Origin of the sequence: Arthrobacter sp. S41, from assembly GCF_004320535.1 — a bacterium.
In the GTDB taxonomy this organism is placed as follows: Bacteria; Actinomycetota; Actinomycetes; order Actinomycetales; family Micrococcaceae; genus Glutamicibacter.
The window spans coordinates 1,705,025-1,719,846 of sequence record NZ_SIHY01000001.1; the positions used below are offsets into that span (position 1 = coordinate 1,705,025).

The 14,822-nt window shown below is 55.8% G+C and carries 14 protein-coding genes; 9 read left to right on the forward strand and 5 right to left on the reverse strand.

Going from position 1 to position 14,822, the window contains the following annotated elements; translation table 11 throughout:
* The first annotated feature begins 159 nt into the window (after positions 1 to 159).
* Positions 160 to 585: a VOC family protein gene (locus tag EYR88_RS07860; protein WP_131089088.1), complete on the forward strand. Its 426-nt coding sequence runs from the start codon at positions 160 to 162 to the stop codon at positions 583 to 585.
* Here EYR88_RS07860 and EYR88_RS07865 read toward each other — a convergent pair.
* Positions 582 to 1,808, reverse strand: coding sequence for an MFS transporter (locus EYR88_RS07865; protein WP_131089089.1), 1,227 nt, complete (start codon positions 1,806 to 1,808; stop codon positions 582 to 584). The two genes, EYR88_RS07860 and EYR88_RS07865, sit on opposite strands and share 4 nt — an antisense overlap.
* Before the next feature lie 143 nt (positions 1,809 to 1,951).
* Here EYR88_RS07865 and EYR88_RS07870 point away from each other — a divergent pair, with 143 nt between their 5' ends.
* Positions 1,952 to 2,893, forward strand: coding sequence for an endonuclease/exonuclease/phosphatase family protein (locus EYR88_RS07870; protein ID WP_131089090.1), 942 nt, complete (start codon positions 1,952 to 1,954; stop codon positions 2,891 to 2,893).
* A gap of 5 nt (positions 2,894 to 2,898) precedes the next feature.
* On the opposite strand, the gene EYR88_RS07875 is transcribed toward EYR88_RS07870, so the two are convergent.
* Positions 2,899 to 3,573 (reverse strand): alpha-ketoglutarate-dependent dioxygenase AlkB, encoded by a 675-nt coding sequence (locus EYR88_RS07875; protein ID WP_131089091.1) that lies wholly within the window; start codon positions 3,571 to 3,573, stop codon positions 2,899 to 2,901.
* Between the two features lie 290 nt (positions 3,574 to 3,863).
* On the opposite strand from EYR88_RS07875, the gene cobA reads away from it, so the two are divergent.
* From cobA to hutU, 5 genes are all read left to right on the forward strand, one after another.
* Positions 3,864 to 4,865, forward strand: a complete 1,002-nt coding sequence (gene cobA, locus EYR88_RS07880) for a uroporphyrinogen-III C-methyltransferase (protein ID WP_131089092.1) — start codon at positions 3,864 to 3,866, stop codon at positions 4,863 to 4,865.
* Complete coding sequence (locus tag EYR88_RS07885) at positions 4,865 to 5,965, forward strand: uroporphyrinogen-III synthase (RefSeq protein WP_131089093.1); 1,101 nt, start codon at positions 4,865 to 4,867, stop codon at positions 5,963 to 5,965. The genes cobA and EYR88_RS07885 overlap by 1 nt, the downstream gene beginning before the upstream one ends.
* A gap of 83 nt (positions 5,966 to 6,048) precedes the next feature.
* Positions 6,049 to 6,828: an IclR family transcriptional regulator gene (locus EYR88_RS07890; RefSeq protein WP_131089094.1), complete on the forward strand. Its 780-nt coding sequence runs from the start codon at positions 6,049 to 6,051 to the stop codon at positions 6,826 to 6,828.
* A gap of 154 nt (positions 6,829 to 6,982) precedes the next feature.
* Positions 6,983 to 8,011, forward strand: coding sequence for a S66 peptidase family protein (locus tag EYR88_RS07895; protein WP_131089095.1), 1,029 nt, complete (start codon positions 6,983 to 6,985; stop codon positions 8,009 to 8,011).
* 361 nt (positions 8,012 to 8,372) lie between these two features.
* Positions 8,373 to 10,043 (forward strand): urocanate hydratase, encoded by a 1,671-nt coding sequence (hutU, locus tag EYR88_RS07900; RefSeq protein ID WP_131089096.1) that lies wholly within the window; start codon positions 8,373 to 8,375, stop codon positions 10,041 to 10,043.
* A gap of 243 nt (positions 10,044 to 10,286) precedes the next feature.
* Here the strand turns inward: hutU and EYR88_RS07905 are convergent, their stop codons facing one another.
* The 3 genes from EYR88_RS07905 to EYR88_RS07915 all read right to left on the reverse strand — a co-directional run bounded on the left by EYR88_RS07905 (position 10,287) and on the right by EYR88_RS07915 (position 11,845).
* On the reverse strand, positions 10,287 to 10,760 hold the full coding sequence (locus tag EYR88_RS07905; protein ID WP_131089097.1) for a hypothetical protein: 474 nt from the start codon (positions 10,758 to 10,760) through the stop codon (positions 10,287 to 10,289).
* Between the two features lie 160 nt (positions 10,761 to 10,920).
* A complete protein-coding gene (locus EYR88_RS07910; RefSeq protein WP_131089098.1) occupies positions 10,921 to 11,430 on the reverse strand; it encodes a DNA starvation/stationary phase protection protein in 510 nt (169 codons plus the stop codon).
* Between the two features lie 187 nt (positions 11,431 to 11,617).
* On the reverse strand, positions 11,618 to 11,845 hold the full coding sequence (locus EYR88_RS07915) for a hypothetical protein (protein ID WP_131089099.1): 228 nt from the start codon (positions 11,843 to 11,845) through the stop codon (positions 11,618 to 11,620).
* A gap of 901 nt (positions 11,846 to 12,746) precedes the next feature.
* On the opposite strand from EYR88_RS07915, the gene hutH reads away from it, so the two are divergent.
* Entirely contained in the window at positions 12,747 to 14,288 is a 1,542-nt protein-coding gene (gene hutH, locus EYR88_RS07920; protein ID WP_242632488.1) for a histidine ammonia-lyase, read from the forward strand.
* Positions 14,289 to 14,396: 108 nt separating this feature from the next.
* A complete protein-coding gene (gene panD / locus EYR88_RS07925) occupies positions 14,397 to 14,819 on the forward strand; it encodes an aspartate 1-decarboxylase (protein ID WP_131089101.1) in 423 nt (140 codons plus the stop codon).
* Positions 14,820 to 14,822 lie beyond the last annotated feature (3 nt).

Below are 14,822 nucleotides of genomic sequence, written 5' to 3' on the forward strand. Positions count from 1 at the left end.
TGAACCGAGATAAAACTCTACCGGAGGGTATCGAAAAACACCAAATCCGCTCTCAGAGATCCTAATCACAGGCCACTATTCTATTTGTCCGTGCACAGTGGTAAGAATGATCTCGGGGCCGATCGGTTCCAACAGACATTGAGTGAAAGGTGCGTTCACATGGCCATTGGAATTACCCCATACCTTCGCTTCGCCGGTGATGCCCGCGAAGCCATGGAATTCTACAACGCAGCCCTCGGCGGCGAGCTATCGATGATGACTTTCCAGGAGGGAATGAACGATGGCAATCCAGCTACGGCTGATTTGATCATGCATTCCTCACTGTTCATTGAACGTGGCATCCACCTGATGGCCTCGGATACCCCGCCAGAAATGAACGTCACCGGCAACGGCGTCATCGCTCTAAGCAGCGACGCCACCAACACCGCCGACGACGACGTGCTCCACAAGTGGTGGGAAGCCCTCGGTGAAGGTGCCACTATCGAAATGCCATTGGAGAAGGCCCCGTGGGGCGACTCCTTCGGTCAGCTCCGCGACAAGTTCGGCGTGGTCTGGATGTTCAACATTTCAGCTGTTCGCGACTAATCAGCAACGGTGTGTTCGCGGGCTGCGACAGCGTCTCGGCCCACGAGCAGGCCAATCTTCCTGGCACGCATCTGCGTAATCAAAGCAATCAGCAAGCCCAAGACGGCCAACCCTGCGCCCACCAACGACGGTGCACGGTAACCGAAGCCAGCGGAAATCACTGCCGCGCCCAAGGCAGCGCCCAAGGCATTAGCCACGTTTAGTGCCGAGTGATTCAGCGATGCCGCTAGCGACTGGGCATGCGGTGCCGAGTCCATCAGCAGGGTCTGCAAACTTGGAATTAATAGGGACCCAACGGCACCCAAAATGAAGACCATGATCATCGTTGGGATGACCCAGCTAGCCACAGCGGCGAAGACCAGCATGGTTGCAGCCATTAGGATGCTCGAAAGCTTGATGGCACCAAACACCGACCAGTCAGCCAAGCGGCCACCAATCAAAGAACCAATCACCATGCCCAGGCCATACAGCGCCAAGGCAATAGGTACTAGGTTGATGGCCAGCCCGGACTCTTCGGTCAAGGTTGGTGAGATGTAGGAATACACCGCGAAGAAACCACCGAAGCCCACGATTCCGGTGGCCATGGCCAACCAGATCTGGGGACTCTTCAAAGCGGTAAGTTCCCGTCGAATACTTGCTCCGGATTCCACCCTGCGCCACGGAACAAAGAGCGTAATCAGTACCGCGGTCACCAATCCGATAAAGGCAACAATGTAGAACATTGAGCGCCAGCCAGCTTGCTGTCCAAGCATGGTTACCAGCGGAACACCACCGACGTTGGCTACCGACAACCCGAGCATGACCCACGCAATGGCGCGGCCACGCATGGTTCCTGGAACCAAGCTACCGGCCAGCACACCGGCCAAGCCAAAGTACGCACCGTGGGGAAGCCCAGCAAGGAAACGGGTAATAAGCATGGTGTTGTAATCAGGAGCAAAAGCCGAGGAAAGATTTGCCAGGGTGAAGAAAAGGATCAGTAGCTGCACCGCACGCTTGCGTGGGATCTTGGCAGCCATAGCGGTCAATACGGGGGCGCCAATAACAACACCCATGGCATAGGCACTGATCATCAGACCCATCTGCGAGTTAGTCACTTGAAGGTCACTCGCGCCCTCTTGAAGCAGGCCCATCATTGAAAATTCGGTAACGCCGATACCAAAGCCACCCATGGCCAGAGCGAGGATCGCCAATAATAATTTTCCGCCGGACAGGTAGGCAGTCATTTAGTACTCAATTCTAGGCTGTTGCTTGATCGCGGCATCCTCGGCGCTCTATTCCTATCGTAGTGACTGTGTCGAATCGCCGGGGTACTTCTCCAGCTGAAAATTACGAATCCCACAGTATTTTGTGCCACTGTTTAAGTCCTATGTCTCATGCATCGCACCAACGCCTTCCGATCTCGCTGATTATCGCGAGGATCTTTTTTGTTCTGCTCTGCCTAGCGCTGGCAGGGCTTTTGGTATTCCATCAACAGATCCCCGATGTCTTGGGACTTGGACTTGTTGTAGATAATTTGGCTCCCTGGGCGGGACTGGGCATCCCGGTGCTATTCCTTATCGCCCTGGTGGTGCGAGGCCGGGCTAGCTTCATCGGCCTACTTGTTCCTGTGGTTGTCTGGGCGGTCCTGTTTGGGCCAAACTTCATCCCCGCTACCCAACATGCACCGCAGGCTGCCCTGAAGGTCGCAACCCAAAACGTGCACGAATCAGCCGGAGTGCAGGCAGCCAAGGAGCTAGCTGACGCAGGGGCAGAGGTTATTACTCTGCAAGAAATCGGCGAAGGCCAAGAAGACCAGATCAGTGCAGAACTGGCCAAATCTCATCCCTACAAGTACATGGTCAGTACCGTAGGTGTATGGAGCGCCTACCCGCTGGAGAACCCGGAACCACTAGATTTGGGGCTGGGTTGGAATCGAGCCCTACGCGTTGATGTGAATACCGGGCAAAGTACCGTGCGGCTGTATTCAGTTCATGCTGCCTCGGCACGTCCCACCGGACACGATGAACGCGACATGATGCTAGCGTCGCTTGCTAACTTCGTCTCCAAAGATCAGTCGGCGAGGATTGTTGCTGCCGGCGACTTCAACGCCACCAGCACCGACCGGCACTTTGCACCCATTGCCAAGGCCATGGATGAGGCCAAATACAGCAAGTGGGGACTGGCCTTGACTTGGCCGCGCTCCCCCTTCCCGATGCTGGGCATTGATCACGTGATGCTGCGTGGGGTGGATTCTGCCGGACTTGAACGCCTAGAGATTGGCGATTCTGACCATTACGCCCTGCAAGCCACCGTCGATTTGGATAGCTAAAGCAGCTAACTGTCGCTCAGACCGGTCTGCCGGAGGGTGATGTTGATGCGTCCGGCGCCCAACTGACATTCGGCCGGGGCGGTACCCGGATGGATCTTTGTCACCCCGTGATAGGCAAAGCGCGCCGGGCCGTCAAAGATGAATAGGTCTCCTGAAGCCAAGCGCAGTTCTTGCCAGGGACGATTGCGATTTTCCGTATTGCCAAGCCGGAAGGTTGCCGAGTCCCCGATGGAAAGAGATACCACCGGGGCGTTGATACGTTCCTCGGCATCTTGATGCATGCCCATCGTGGCGTGCTGATCATAAAAATTCACAATGGCTGCGTCCGGTTGGTAGGCGGCAGCACGTGCGGCATCACCGGTAGCTTCTGCGAGTGCTTGCTGGCCTAAACGAACCAACCATTGTTCCATGGGTGCCACTGGTGCACCGCCGAGGTCATCGGCGGTTTTTGAGTACCGGTTGGGACTCCAGTGCCAGCCCAAACTTAAAGATTGCACGCTCATGGGATGACCATTAATTTGCGTGCGGTGGGGAGGAACGGGTCCGTGTCCCCACTGGAAAAAGCGTGCGACAATCCAATCCTGCGCGGTAGGGCTTAGCCAACCGGGCAGGTGCCACGCTCCGGGACGAACTTGTCCCCCGGTGCGTTCAAAGGCACTGTCATCAAATAGTGACTCCATGTACCCAGCGTGCCTGTTGCAGGCATCGACCGGCAAGCTCCCGTGTATTCGCTCACTGAATTTTGCAGGTTGACCGGCCCAGTGCCTTGCAACACTAATCACACTAATGTCGTTGTGTTTCTTCCTACCGACTCGAAGATTTCCAGAAGGTTAACCTTTATTCGAATTATTACAGCCGAAACATTTGCGATACCTCTGGGAAAAGCTGGCACTCTAGGCTGGAAAGCACCTACTTATTCCAAGGAGCACACCATGTCATACACGAAATTCCGGCAAGGATCGAGGCAATCATGATCGGCGTTGACCTCGAACTTGCCCAGTGCATGGTGTTGATTGTTGGTAACCGCATCGCAAACAGAACCGTTGCGGAGCGCTTTTTGGCCCAGGGAAGCACACTGCTGTTCGCCGAGGATCCGCAGCAGGCCGCTGAGCTAATCGGCCAGGCCGGCTTGCTGGTGGTTTGTGATGCAGAGCCAGAACGCTTCGACGCTGTGGTGAGCACCGCGCGAATCCCGGTGATGCGCGCTCAGCCAGCTGCTCCTGCCGGTTCAATTACTCTGCTCGGCGGAGGCCCCGGAGCTTTGGATCTTATGACCCTTCGCGGAGTGCGTGCGCTGGCCGAAGCAGAAGTGATCTATGCTGACCGATTAGGTCCTAGCGAGCACCTGGCCGTTCTGGCACCGCAGGCAAAAATTATTGACGCCGGCAAACTGCCGGGGCACCACAAACTTACCCAACGTGAAATTGAAGCCCAGATGATTCAGTCGGCCAAGGCCGGAGCCAAAGTGGTTCGACTAAAAGGTGGAGACCCATTTGTCTTCGGTCGCGGATTTGAAGAAGTTGCTGCGGCCACCGACGCTAATGTTCCAGTCAGCGTGATTCCAGGGTTGAGCTCCTGCATCACTGTGCCTGGCGCAGCCGGTATCCCGGTCACCGCACGCGGGGTGAACACCATGTTTACCGTCGTTTCCGGCCATGACCCGCTGAGCCTGGATCAGCTAGAACACCTTGCCAAGCTTGGTGGCAGCATCGTGATTCTGATGGGCATGGGCACCGTGGAGCAGACCGTCTCTGGACTTCTTCAAGTAGGCATGCCCAAGGATATGCCGTGTGCCATCATCCAGTCCGGAACTACGGACATCCAACGCACCAGCCACACCCAACTTGATCAGTTGGCTGGCACAGCCCGCAATCACTCCAATCCTGCAGTGATTGTCATTGGTGAAGTTGCCGCCTTGCCACAATCACTGGTTCAAGCGGTACCTACAGAACAAATTTTGGAGACCGCCTAATGAATATCGTCAAACCTTTAGCCGGATTCCGAATTGCGGTTACCAGTGACCGTCGCTCAGCTGAACTGATTGAAGCTTTTGAACGCCGTGGCGCCGAAGTCACGCACACCCCCCTGCTTCGCCTGGCCCCGCTAGATGATGAACAACAGCTGCTTGCCCAGACGCACAAACTCATCGAGGCTAAACCTCAAGTTGTGGTGATTACCACCGCTTACGGGTTCCGCCGCTGGCTGGACACCGCTGAGGCTGCTGGTATTGGTGATGAACTGATTACCGCGTTCAGCCAGTCCGATCTCTATGTTCGTGGGGCCAAAGCCCACGGTTCGGTCCGTGCACTGGGTCTTGAACCTGCCGCGTTGGCTAAGGATGGACGCAGTTCCACACTCATCGAGTTGCTTAAGGGCAAGCTTGAAGGCGCCACGGTGGCCCTGCAGTTGCACGCTGACTCGGATCACGGGATGCCGCAGCAGCTTCGTGAGCTAGGTGCCAAGCGAGTGATCAAGGTTGAACCCTACCGTTGGCAAGACACCAGCAGCGACACCGGGATCTCCGCCTTGGTTGAAGGACTATGCGCCGCCCACTTTGATGCGGTGACCTTCACCAGTGCACCAAGTGTGCACGCACTGTTTGCGGCAGCCAATGCTCGCAATCGCCTGCCTGCCCTGCAGCGCTCACTAGCCGAGCGTGTAGCCGTGGCCACCGTTGGGCCGGTCACTGCCTCGCCTTTGGAAGAAGCCGGCATCAGCCCCTTGGTTCCCGAACGCCACCGCATGGGTGCGATGATCGGTCAGCTCGTTGAGCACCTCGGCTCTCTAGGTACTTTGCAAGCAGAAACGGTCCACGGGCAGGTACAACTACGCGGACGAACGCTGTCCATTGATGATCAAAACTGCGAGTTGACTCCCGGTCAGGCCGAATTGGTCCGGGCCCTAATCGAGGCCGGCGGCAGTGTGCTCTCACGTGATGAACTAGGTGCCGCTTTGCCTGAGGTGAGCTCGCGTCATGCCTTGGATATGACCCTGAGTCGTTTGCGCCGGGCCTTGCCACAGCCGGAAATCATCACCACCGTGATCAAACGCGGCTACCGGCTGAACGTATAAACCATTGACGGGACCTCAATAGCTACCTGAGCTCTGCCCAAGACTAGAGTGTCTTGCAGAGCACCATGTACTAAGGAGGTCCCATGGGCAGTAAGGTCCCCGCAGCTGATAACACCTTGAGGATTCTTAGGCTTTTAGCTAGCAGGAAAACTCCCACTCCGGCCGCGATGATTGCCACCTTGTTGGAACTTCCACGTTCTAGCGTCTACCAGCTACTCTCGGTCATGCTTGATCAAGGATTTATCACCCATTACCCGGAAGAAAAATCCTACGGTTTAGGCATTGCCGCCTTCGAATTATCAAGCGCCTACACCCGCCAGGAACCTCTGGCTCGACTTGGGGCACCACTAATCGCGCAGCTGGTGGATAAGGTCGGAGAAAGCGCGCATCTGGCCATCCTCCATGGCTCGGACGTTCTGTACATCGTGGAAGAACGCGCCAAGGGCCGCCCCTCGCTAGTCACCGACGTAGGTGTTCGTCTACCCTCGCACCTTACCGCTTCGGGGCGTGCCATTTTGGCGGCGCTGCCCAAGTCCCAGGCTCGTGCCCTCTACCCCAATGCGGCCAGCTTTTCGGATCGAGTAGAACACTCATCGATCACCAACTATTCGCAATTGCGGCGCGAACTAGAACAGTGTGCGCAACGCGGATATGCAATAGAACGCGGGGACGTCACCCCAGACTTCCACTCTCTTGCAGTGGAAATTCGTGACGCGAATAATTGGCCAGTTGCTGCTATCGCAGTCACTTTCCTCGCAGACCGGGTCCCAGAGCAACAATGGGACAAACTGCTGACACAGATCCGGTCCACGGCGGCAGCCTTGACCACACGGATCCAAGGACGCCGACTGAGTCAGGCGTAAATACGACCGGCAGTCAAGGTTTACACTTGCCAGGGATTCATGCCGAAAGCGGTGGTTCAGCTACGTATTCAAATTCAACACTAACGTCAGCTTAAGAAGACGACACGTGGAATGTATTCTGGGCTCACTTGGATTGGCATGGAAGTATGAATCCATGGAGATTCGATACCCGCAGCCGCTCATGACCGGTGACATCATCGGCGTTACATCACCATCAAGCGGTGTTCCAAGCGAGCTCGTGGGGCGTCTTGACTTCGCTCTACAACACCTGCGAGATCTGGGTTTTGTGGTGGATCTTGGTAACTGCATGGATGGCGCTACACACATTAGTGCGCCGGTCGAACAACGCGCCGAAGAACTCATGAGGATGCTCCTTGATCCGAAAATCAAGGCCGTCGTTCCGCCTTGGGGTGGAGTCACAGCTATCGACATATTGCCTCATCTGGATTTTGAGGCAATCTCCGCGGCGGAGCCGACCTGGATTGTGGGATACTCCGACATTTCAACGTTGATCGCGCCCCTCACCTTGCTAACCGGAAATGCAACCATCCACGGCGGCAACCTGATGGACACGCCTTATCGGGTTCCCGATTCTTTGCGGTCCTGGCTTGATGTCGCTTCATTATCTGCTGGTGACACTTTCAAGCAGTCTCCACCAGGCGTTTACAGAATCAACGACTGGGATGACTGGAGCGTGGAGCCAGAAGCCACCGAACATGCATGGAACGGCAAGGGAACTTGGGAGCGCTTGGATGCAGGGCTCGATGAAGTGAGCGTGTCAGGTCGGTTGATTGGCGGATGCATCGAAACGCTGGCCAATCTTGCCGGCACTCCGTATCTGAGAACCGAATCCTTGCGGAACGACCCGGCTGATCCGCTAATCGTTTACATTGAAGCCTCCGGCGTCGAGGCCACCACGATCTGCCGTCATCTGCACGGCATGCGTTTGACTGGATTCTTTGACGGTGCCGCCGCCATCATTGTCGGACGTACTGGCGCACCAGATTCTGACACTCTCACCCAAAACGAAGCAGTTCTCGACGCTCTGGGAACGCTCGACGTTCCCATCATCGGTAACGTTGAATGCGGTCACGTTCCACCACATCTAGCCATCATCAACGGAGCCCAAGGACGGTTAGTGTTCACCGACAAGGAGCAATATTTAGCACAGACGCTGGCCTGATTCGAGCCGGCTAGTTCAGTCCACGGCGTCAAAAATGGTCCCATTCCTAGTTCATGCCCCACTGGCGGCGAGTGCGGCCCCTGCTAGGAGTTCGGCATCGTATGGAACTCGAAGCTCCAAATTATTGGTCATTAGCTCAAGTGATCTGTTGGACCACATGCTGGTAGGCATGTGGTCCTCCTGGCACGACGTCGCTTTGCTGATCTGACCGGCCAACGAATCCTGGCTGGTCCAATTCAGCGGACCCAAATTCTTACGCATTCTGAAATACCGGACAGCTCTACCTGTTCGGAGGTACTCAGCGGATGCCCCATGACCAATGATGTAAATAGTTAGCTACATTACATTGTTAGGAATTGTCATGAGCCACGAAGCCCGCGTCGTCCGCGCCCCCAGGGGTACTCAACTCAATGCAAAGTCATGGGCCACCGAAGCCCCCTTGCGCATGCTGATGAACAACCTTGACCCCGAGGTGGCAGAGCGCCCTGATGATCTAGTGGTGTACGGCGGCACCGGTAAAGCAGCCCGCTCTTGGGAAGCCTTTGATGCCATCGTGGAAACGCTCAAGGATCTTGAAGACAATGAAACTCTTCTGGTGCAGTCGGGTAAACCTGTTGGCGTCTTCAAGACCAACAAATGGGCACCACGAGTACTCATCGCCAACTCAAATCTCGTAGGTGATTGGGCCAACTGGGAGCACTTCCGCAAGCTGGAAGCCGAAGGCCTGATGATGTACGGGCAGATGACCGCTGGATCTTGGATCTACATCGGAACTCAAGGCATCTTGCAGGGCACCTATGAAACCTTCGCTGCCATTGCTGACAAGCGTTTTAATGGTTCTCTTGCTGGAACCCTCACGCTGACCGGCGGTTGCGGTGGCATGGGCGGGGCACAACCACTAGCGGTGACGCTCAATGGCGGTGCCGTACTGATCATCGATGTTGATGAGGCACGCTTGCGCCGTCGCTTGTCCAAGCGATACTTAGACGATGTAGAACTGGATTTGGAGCAAGCTCTTAAAAAGGTGTTTGCTGCCAAGGCCGAGGGCAGGGCGCTGTCCGTTGGCTACGCTGGCAACGCGGCAGAGATTTTCCCCGCCTTGCTCGAACGCCACAAGGCCGGTGAGTTCACCTTCGATATCGTCACCGATCAGACCAGCGCCCATGACCCACTGAGCTATCTTCCGTTGGAATTCTCTCTGGATCAGTGGCAGTCGCAGGCCTCGGCGGATCCTGCTGGCTTCACCAAAAAAGCTCAAGCATCCATGGCCAAGCACGTCGAAGCCATGGTTGGCTTCCAAGATGCCGGCGCCGAAGTCTTCGATTACGGAAACTCCATTCGCGACGAAGCCAGAAAGGGTGGTTTCGACCGCGCTTTTGAGTTCCCTGGTTTTGTTCCTGCCTACATTCGTCCGCTCTTCTGTGAAGGACTTGGCCCATTCCGCTGGGTGGCTCTGTCCGGTGATCCGGAAGACATCAAGGTCACCGACCAAGCCCTGAAGGATCTCTTCCCCAACAATGAGCATCTTCATCGTTGGCTCGACGCCGCTCAAGAGCATGTCGAATTTGAAGGGCTGCCCGCTCGAATCTGCTGGTTGGGTTACGGCGAGCGCCAAAAGGCAGGGCTACTGTTCAACCAGCTAGTTGCCGAGGGCAAAGTATCAGCACCAATCGTCATCGGCCGCGATCACTTGGACTCAGGCTCTGTAGCTTCGCCTTACCGTGAGACTGAAGCGATGAAGGACGGCAGCGATGCAGTTGCGGACTGGCCGTTGCTCAATGCGCTGACCGCTGCCAGCTCAGGCGCATCGTGGGTATCGATTCATCATGGAGGCGGAGTTGGCATGGGTCGCTCGATCCACGCCGGCCAAGTGTCGTTGGCTGACGGCAGCGAGCTAGCAGCCGCGAAGCTGGAAGCCTTGCTCACTAATGACCCAGGCATGGGTGTCATCAGGCATGTGGACGCCGGTTACGACCGGGCCATTGAAGTCGCCAAAGAGCGCTCCGTGCGTATTCCTATGAACGGTAAATGATCTGATGATTAGTTAGCGTGCATTGCCTGTTGATCTACTGGCAATGCACGCTAACCCCTTGCTTCGTCAGCTGTCAAAGAACGAAACATTGCGTCTGACATGGACGCAATGAACGGTTCCTTAACGTGTAATGACGAATACCTCAAAGCTTCCGATTATTCCTTGAAGGAGAATTTACTCCTGCATAGCGTGGGTCAGGTCAGGAACTACCGACCTACGGAGGACATCATGTCTGAGCAGGATTCAAACCAGCAGTTCGGAAATTTCGAGAACAACCAGTCGGAAGAAAACGACAGCTTCGGCTCGTCGAATGACCAGCAGAACGGTCAAGAACAGTCGTACGGCGGCGGCAACGAAGAGCAGTCGTACGGTGGCGGTAACGGACAGTCCAGCGAGCAGTCCTTCGGCGGAGGCCAGGACCAGCAGTCCTTCGGCGGCGGCAATGAACAGTCGAGCGAGCAGTCCTACGGCGGTGGCCAGGACCAGCAGTCGAGCCAGGACTCCTTCGGCGGCGGTAACGAACAGTCCGGCGAGCAGTCCTATGGCGGAGGCCAGGACCAGCAGTCGAGCCAGGGCTCGTACGGTGACAGCAACAGCGAGCAGTCCCTCGGTGATGACAGCGAACAGTCCAACCGCGGATCGTTCGGTGACGACAACGAAGAACAAGGCTTCGGCAACCAGGGCCAGAACGAGGGGTTCTAATCTTCGCTCTAGCACTCGGCTGCTTTCACTGATTGCAGTTGCGGTGTTTCCGTAGAGCTAAGCTCTACGGAAACAGTTCAAGAAGAAGTCGCCTTGTCTCTGACGTTTCAGAGACAAGGCGACATTTTACTATCTAAGCGGCATTCGTTTCAGTGACCGGTCGGAATGGCGCTAATTATGGGCGTCGGGTTTCCGCGCTGATGAACCATGCCTGCTGCTCTAGATCAGCAATGTACTGGTGCAAGATGTCAGCGGTGGTTGGATCCGCTTCATCCACCGGATCATGCACTTCTCGGATGACACCCACTGTGCTCTGCAGTGCCTTGACCACCATGTCAACTGCATCTGTGGTCAGGATTTCGGTGTTAACTGGTTGCTCCAGCTTGCTGTACTTGGTGACCGTTGCAGCCAATCCATCTGGAGTGACGTGAAGTGCACGCATGCGCTCAGCAATTTCGTCTGAGCCACGGCGGGCAATGTCTACAATCTCGTCGAGGTTCTGATGTAGATCCCTGAAGTTTGGACCCACTACGTTCCAATGGATCTGTTTGCCAACCAGTTGCAGGTCAAGAAGCTGGACAAGCACGTTCTGCAAAGCGTCGCCAAGTGAGGCTGGAGCGATAAAGCCCTGCTCGGCATTTTCCTTCGTCGTTTTCTTAGCTGTGGTTTTCTTGATGTCTGTCATGGCATCTCCCTTGCATTGAAGTTGACGTTGCCGACACCGGTTGAGTTCCGGTGCACTTCTTTGCACGTTACTTCCGCTGCACGGCGATTCCGAATTGAATCAACAATTTTGAGAAGACATTCAGCAAGTGGCCATAACGCGTCAAGACTCAAAAAACTGGCGAGCAACAATTGCTCGCCAGTGATCGTTATGCTCCGGCGTCGGTTCCACCGTTCACACGGTCCAACGTTGAAGGACCGGCGACCATCCGGAAGATTCCCCATGCCATGGCCAGGCCACCCCAAATGACTCCGAGCCACATTGGAGTCAAGGCGCCGGCCCCGCTTACTGAGGCGGTGAATATGAATAAGAGAAACAAGGTGGCGATGAGTCCTCCACCAACAACAAGACCTATCCCGTGAATTTTTTTAGGCATCTGTCCGCTCCAAGGTAATTCATCATTGAATGGACCACTGGATACGCCGTAACTCGTGATGGCTACAGTTCACCAGGCTGTCCTTGGACTGTTGTTCCCACATTGCCTCCCGTTCGCGCGCACTTGGCACACAGAGTTGATGATAGGTACAGGGTAGGCCTGTTTACTGCGCAGAACTAGTGGCATTTGACCTGCGCTTTCCCGCAAACGCCAATTTGATTTCTACATCGTTGATCTTTTAGCTCAGCGCAGATGGACAATGAATATTCAGACGCTAAAACCTAAACGACAAGCTACTGAACCGGGAGGTTGGCCATGGACTCATCCCTAGCAAGACACTACGGGCTCGCAGTAGCGATCGGACTTCTCGCAACCTCACTTGCAGGGTGCGTGAGAATTCAAAGCTCCTCCGAATCTGAGCCATCATCCTCAAGTTCTGCAAAAACTATTGTTCGCAGTGCAGCTCCCATTGAAGGCACTGTAACTGAGCGCCGCAAGAATCCAGAAGGTGTGGCTTCCGGAACGGGTATTGTTCCCAAAAAGACTTCAGAGGATTCCGTCCGGAAGAATTTTAAGCGGGACGAGTCTCAAGCCACCGAGAAAAAGCGCTCTCGAGAATGAACCTGAATGGCGATGGACAGATCTTCAGACTCGTTGGGAACTGCATGCAGGTGAAGAACAGTGGCTTGGCGAAATAGGAATGCTTCGGGACAAGACTGTGGCCAGTCCAATACTCTTGACCCCAACGCTCATTCTCGCGTAGATCAAGGTTTCTAAACACCGATCACACCACGTCCGGTATTTCAGACATAACCCCTGATTATCCCCCACCAACCAATCGTTACTGCCGAACAATAGAAGCTGGAGACCACCTTGTACAGTAACGAACGGACTGATTTTCATGACTTCTTCGACCCCAGTAACCCTTGAACTTCGCGGTGTCACGGCCGAGGATGTCATCGCAGTAGCCCGCCTTGATGCACACATCGAGATTTCCGCCTCGGTACTTGAAGAACTCGCTTCTGTCCGCGCTCATATTGATGCTCTGGCTTCCGCAGACACTCCCGTGTACGGAATATCTACCGGGTTCGGTGCTTTAGCAACACGCCACATTGCGCCAGAAGACCGCGCCAAGCTTCAGCGTTCACTGATTCGTTCCCACGCTGCGGGCATGGGTGCACCAGTGGAGCGCGAGGTCGTGCGCGCACTGATGTTCCTGCGCGCCAAGACTCTGGCATCGGGCCGCACCGGCGTCCGCCCTGTAGTGCTAGAAACCATGATTGGATTGCTCAACGCTGGAATCACTCCAGTTGTGCGCGAATACGGTTCCTTGGGATGTTCAGGGGATCTCGCCCCACTCTCCCATTGCGCCCTTGTACTCATGGGTGAAGGCGAAGCAACCGACCGCTTCGGTGTGCAGCGCCCAGTGCCCGAGCTGCTAGCAGAAGCCGGAATCACCCCAGTTGAATTGGCCGAAAAGGAAGGTCTGGCGCTAGTCAACGGCACCGACGGAATGCTCGGTCAGCTATTGATGGCCCTGGCAGATCTTGAAGAATTAGCCGACATCGCTGACGCCACGGCAGCCATGAGCGTTGAGGCTCAGATGGGCACCGCACAGGTATTCCGCGCTGAACTACATGAGGCGCTTCGCCCGCATCCGGGCCAAGGCCGAAGCGCTGCCAACATGTATGCGTTGTTGTCCGACTCCCCTATCGTCAATTCCCACCGTGAAGGTGATGGCCGAGTTCAGGACGCCTACTCACTTCGCTGCTCACCGCAGGTTACCGGCGCGGTGCGCGACACCATCACCCACGCGCGAATGGTTGCCACCCGCGAACTTGCCGCAGCAATTGATAACCCAGTGGTTCTTCCTAGTGGAGAAGTCACCTCAAACGGAAACTTTCACGGTGCACCGGTGGCCTACGTCTTGGACTTCCTGGCCATTGCAGTAGCCGACTTGGGTTCTATCGCCGAGCGTCGCACCGACCGCATGCTTGATCCTGCCCGTTCGCGTGACCTGCCAGCCTTCCTGGCCGATGATCCCGGAGTTGATTCGGGCATGATGATTGCCCAATACACCCAAGCTGGTCTGGTCGCGGAAAACAAGCGTCTGGCAGTTCCGGCCAGCGTTGATTCCATTCCCTCCTCTGCCATGCAGGAAGACCACGTGTCCCTCGGCTGGCATGCAGCTCGCAAACTGCGCACCTCGGTAGCAAATTTGCGCCGTATCTTGGCAGTGGAAATGCTCATTGCTGGCCGAGCACTAGACATGCGAGCTCCGCTGCAGCCGGGCGCCGGCACCGGCGCGGTACTTGAACTGTTGCGCACCAAAGTTGCAGGTCCAGGCGAGGACCGCTTCCTTTCCGCTGAGCTAGAAGCTGCAGATCAGCTACTGGCAACCGGTGCGGTGCACCGAGTACTGCGAGAGCACCTTCCCGCCTAAAGAAGCAGCCCAGGGATGTGATTTCGCAGTCAGAAAAGTTCTGTGCACTAGAAGAAGCGTAAACTTTACTACTGGGAAACCACTCACCTGATGTGAAAGAAACGTCTTATGCAACGCACCATGTTCAAGTCCAAGATCCACCGGGCAACCGTCACCCAAGCCGACCTGCACTACGTCGGCTCAGTAACCGTTGACTCGCAGTTGCTGGAGGCCTCGGATATTTTGCCCGGAGAACTGGTGAGCATCGTGGACATCACCAACGGCGCACGCTTGGAAACCTACACCATCGCTGGTGAACCAGGCAGTGGTGTCATTGGAATTAATGGTGCTGCTGCACATTTGGTTCACCCCGGCGATCTAGTCATCTTGATCAGCTACGCACAAATGGAAGATGCCGAGGCCCGCAACTACGTGCCTAGCGTGGTTCACGTAGATGCTGATAACCGCATCATTCACCTCGGTGATGACCCGGCTGAAGCTGTAGCCGATGGTGTGCAGACTCCCCCATTCGCTCAGCTACGCAGCAATTAACTA

Excerpts from the sequence above, each read along its gene's own strand:
- EYR88_RS07915 (WP_131089099.1), bottom strand. The coding sequence starts at position 11,845 with ATGCCTAAAAAAATTCACGGGATAGGTCTTGTTGTTGGTGGAGGACTC.
- EYR88_RS07885 (WP_131089093.1), top strand. The coding sequence starts at position 4,865 with ATGAATATCGTCAAACCTTTAGCCGGATTCCGAATTGCGGTTACCAGT.
- cobA (WP_131089092.1), top strand. The coding sequence starts at position 3,864 with ATGATCGGCGTTGACCTCGAACTTGCCCAGTGCATGGTGTTGATTGTT.
- EYR88_RS07895 (WP_131089095.1), top strand. The coding sequence starts at position 6,983 with ATGGAGATTCGATACCCGCAGCCGCTCATGACCGGTGACATCATCGGC.
- EYR88_RS07910 (WP_131089098.1), bottom strand. The coding sequence starts at position 11,430 with ATGACAGACATCAAGAAAACCACAGCTAAGAAAACGACGAAGGAAAAT.
- EYR88_RS07870 (WP_131089090.1), top strand. The coding sequence starts at position 1,952 with ATGTCTCATGCATCGCACCAACGCCTTCCGATCTCGCTGATTATCGCG.
- EYR88_RS07860 (WP_131089088.1), top strand. The coding sequence starts at position 160 with ATGGCCATTGGAATTACCCCATACCTTCGCTTCGCCGGTGATGCCCGC.
- panD (WP_131089101.1), top strand. The coding sequence starts at position 14,397 with ATGCAACGCACCATGTTCAAGTCCAAGATCCACCGGGCAACCGTCACC.
- hutH (WP_242632488.1), top strand. The coding sequence starts at position 12,747 with ATGACTTCTTCGACCCCAGTAACCCTTGAACTTCGCGGTGTCACGGCC.
- EYR88_RS07865 (WP_131089089.1), bottom strand. The coding sequence starts at position 1,808 with ATGACTGCCTACCTGTCCGGCGGAAAATTATTATTGGCGATCCTCGCT.
- EYR88_RS07890 (WP_131089094.1), top strand. The coding sequence starts at position 6,049 with ATGGGCAGTAAGGTCCCCGCAGCTGATAACACCTTGAGGATTCTTAGG.
- EYR88_RS07875 (WP_131089091.1), bottom strand. The coding sequence starts at position 3,573 with ATGGAGTCACTATTTGATGACAGTGCCTTTGAACGCACCGGGGGACAA.
- hutU (WP_131089096.1), top strand. The coding sequence starts at position 8,373 with ATGAGCCACGAAGCCCGCGTCGTCCGCGCCCCCAGGGGTACTCAACTC.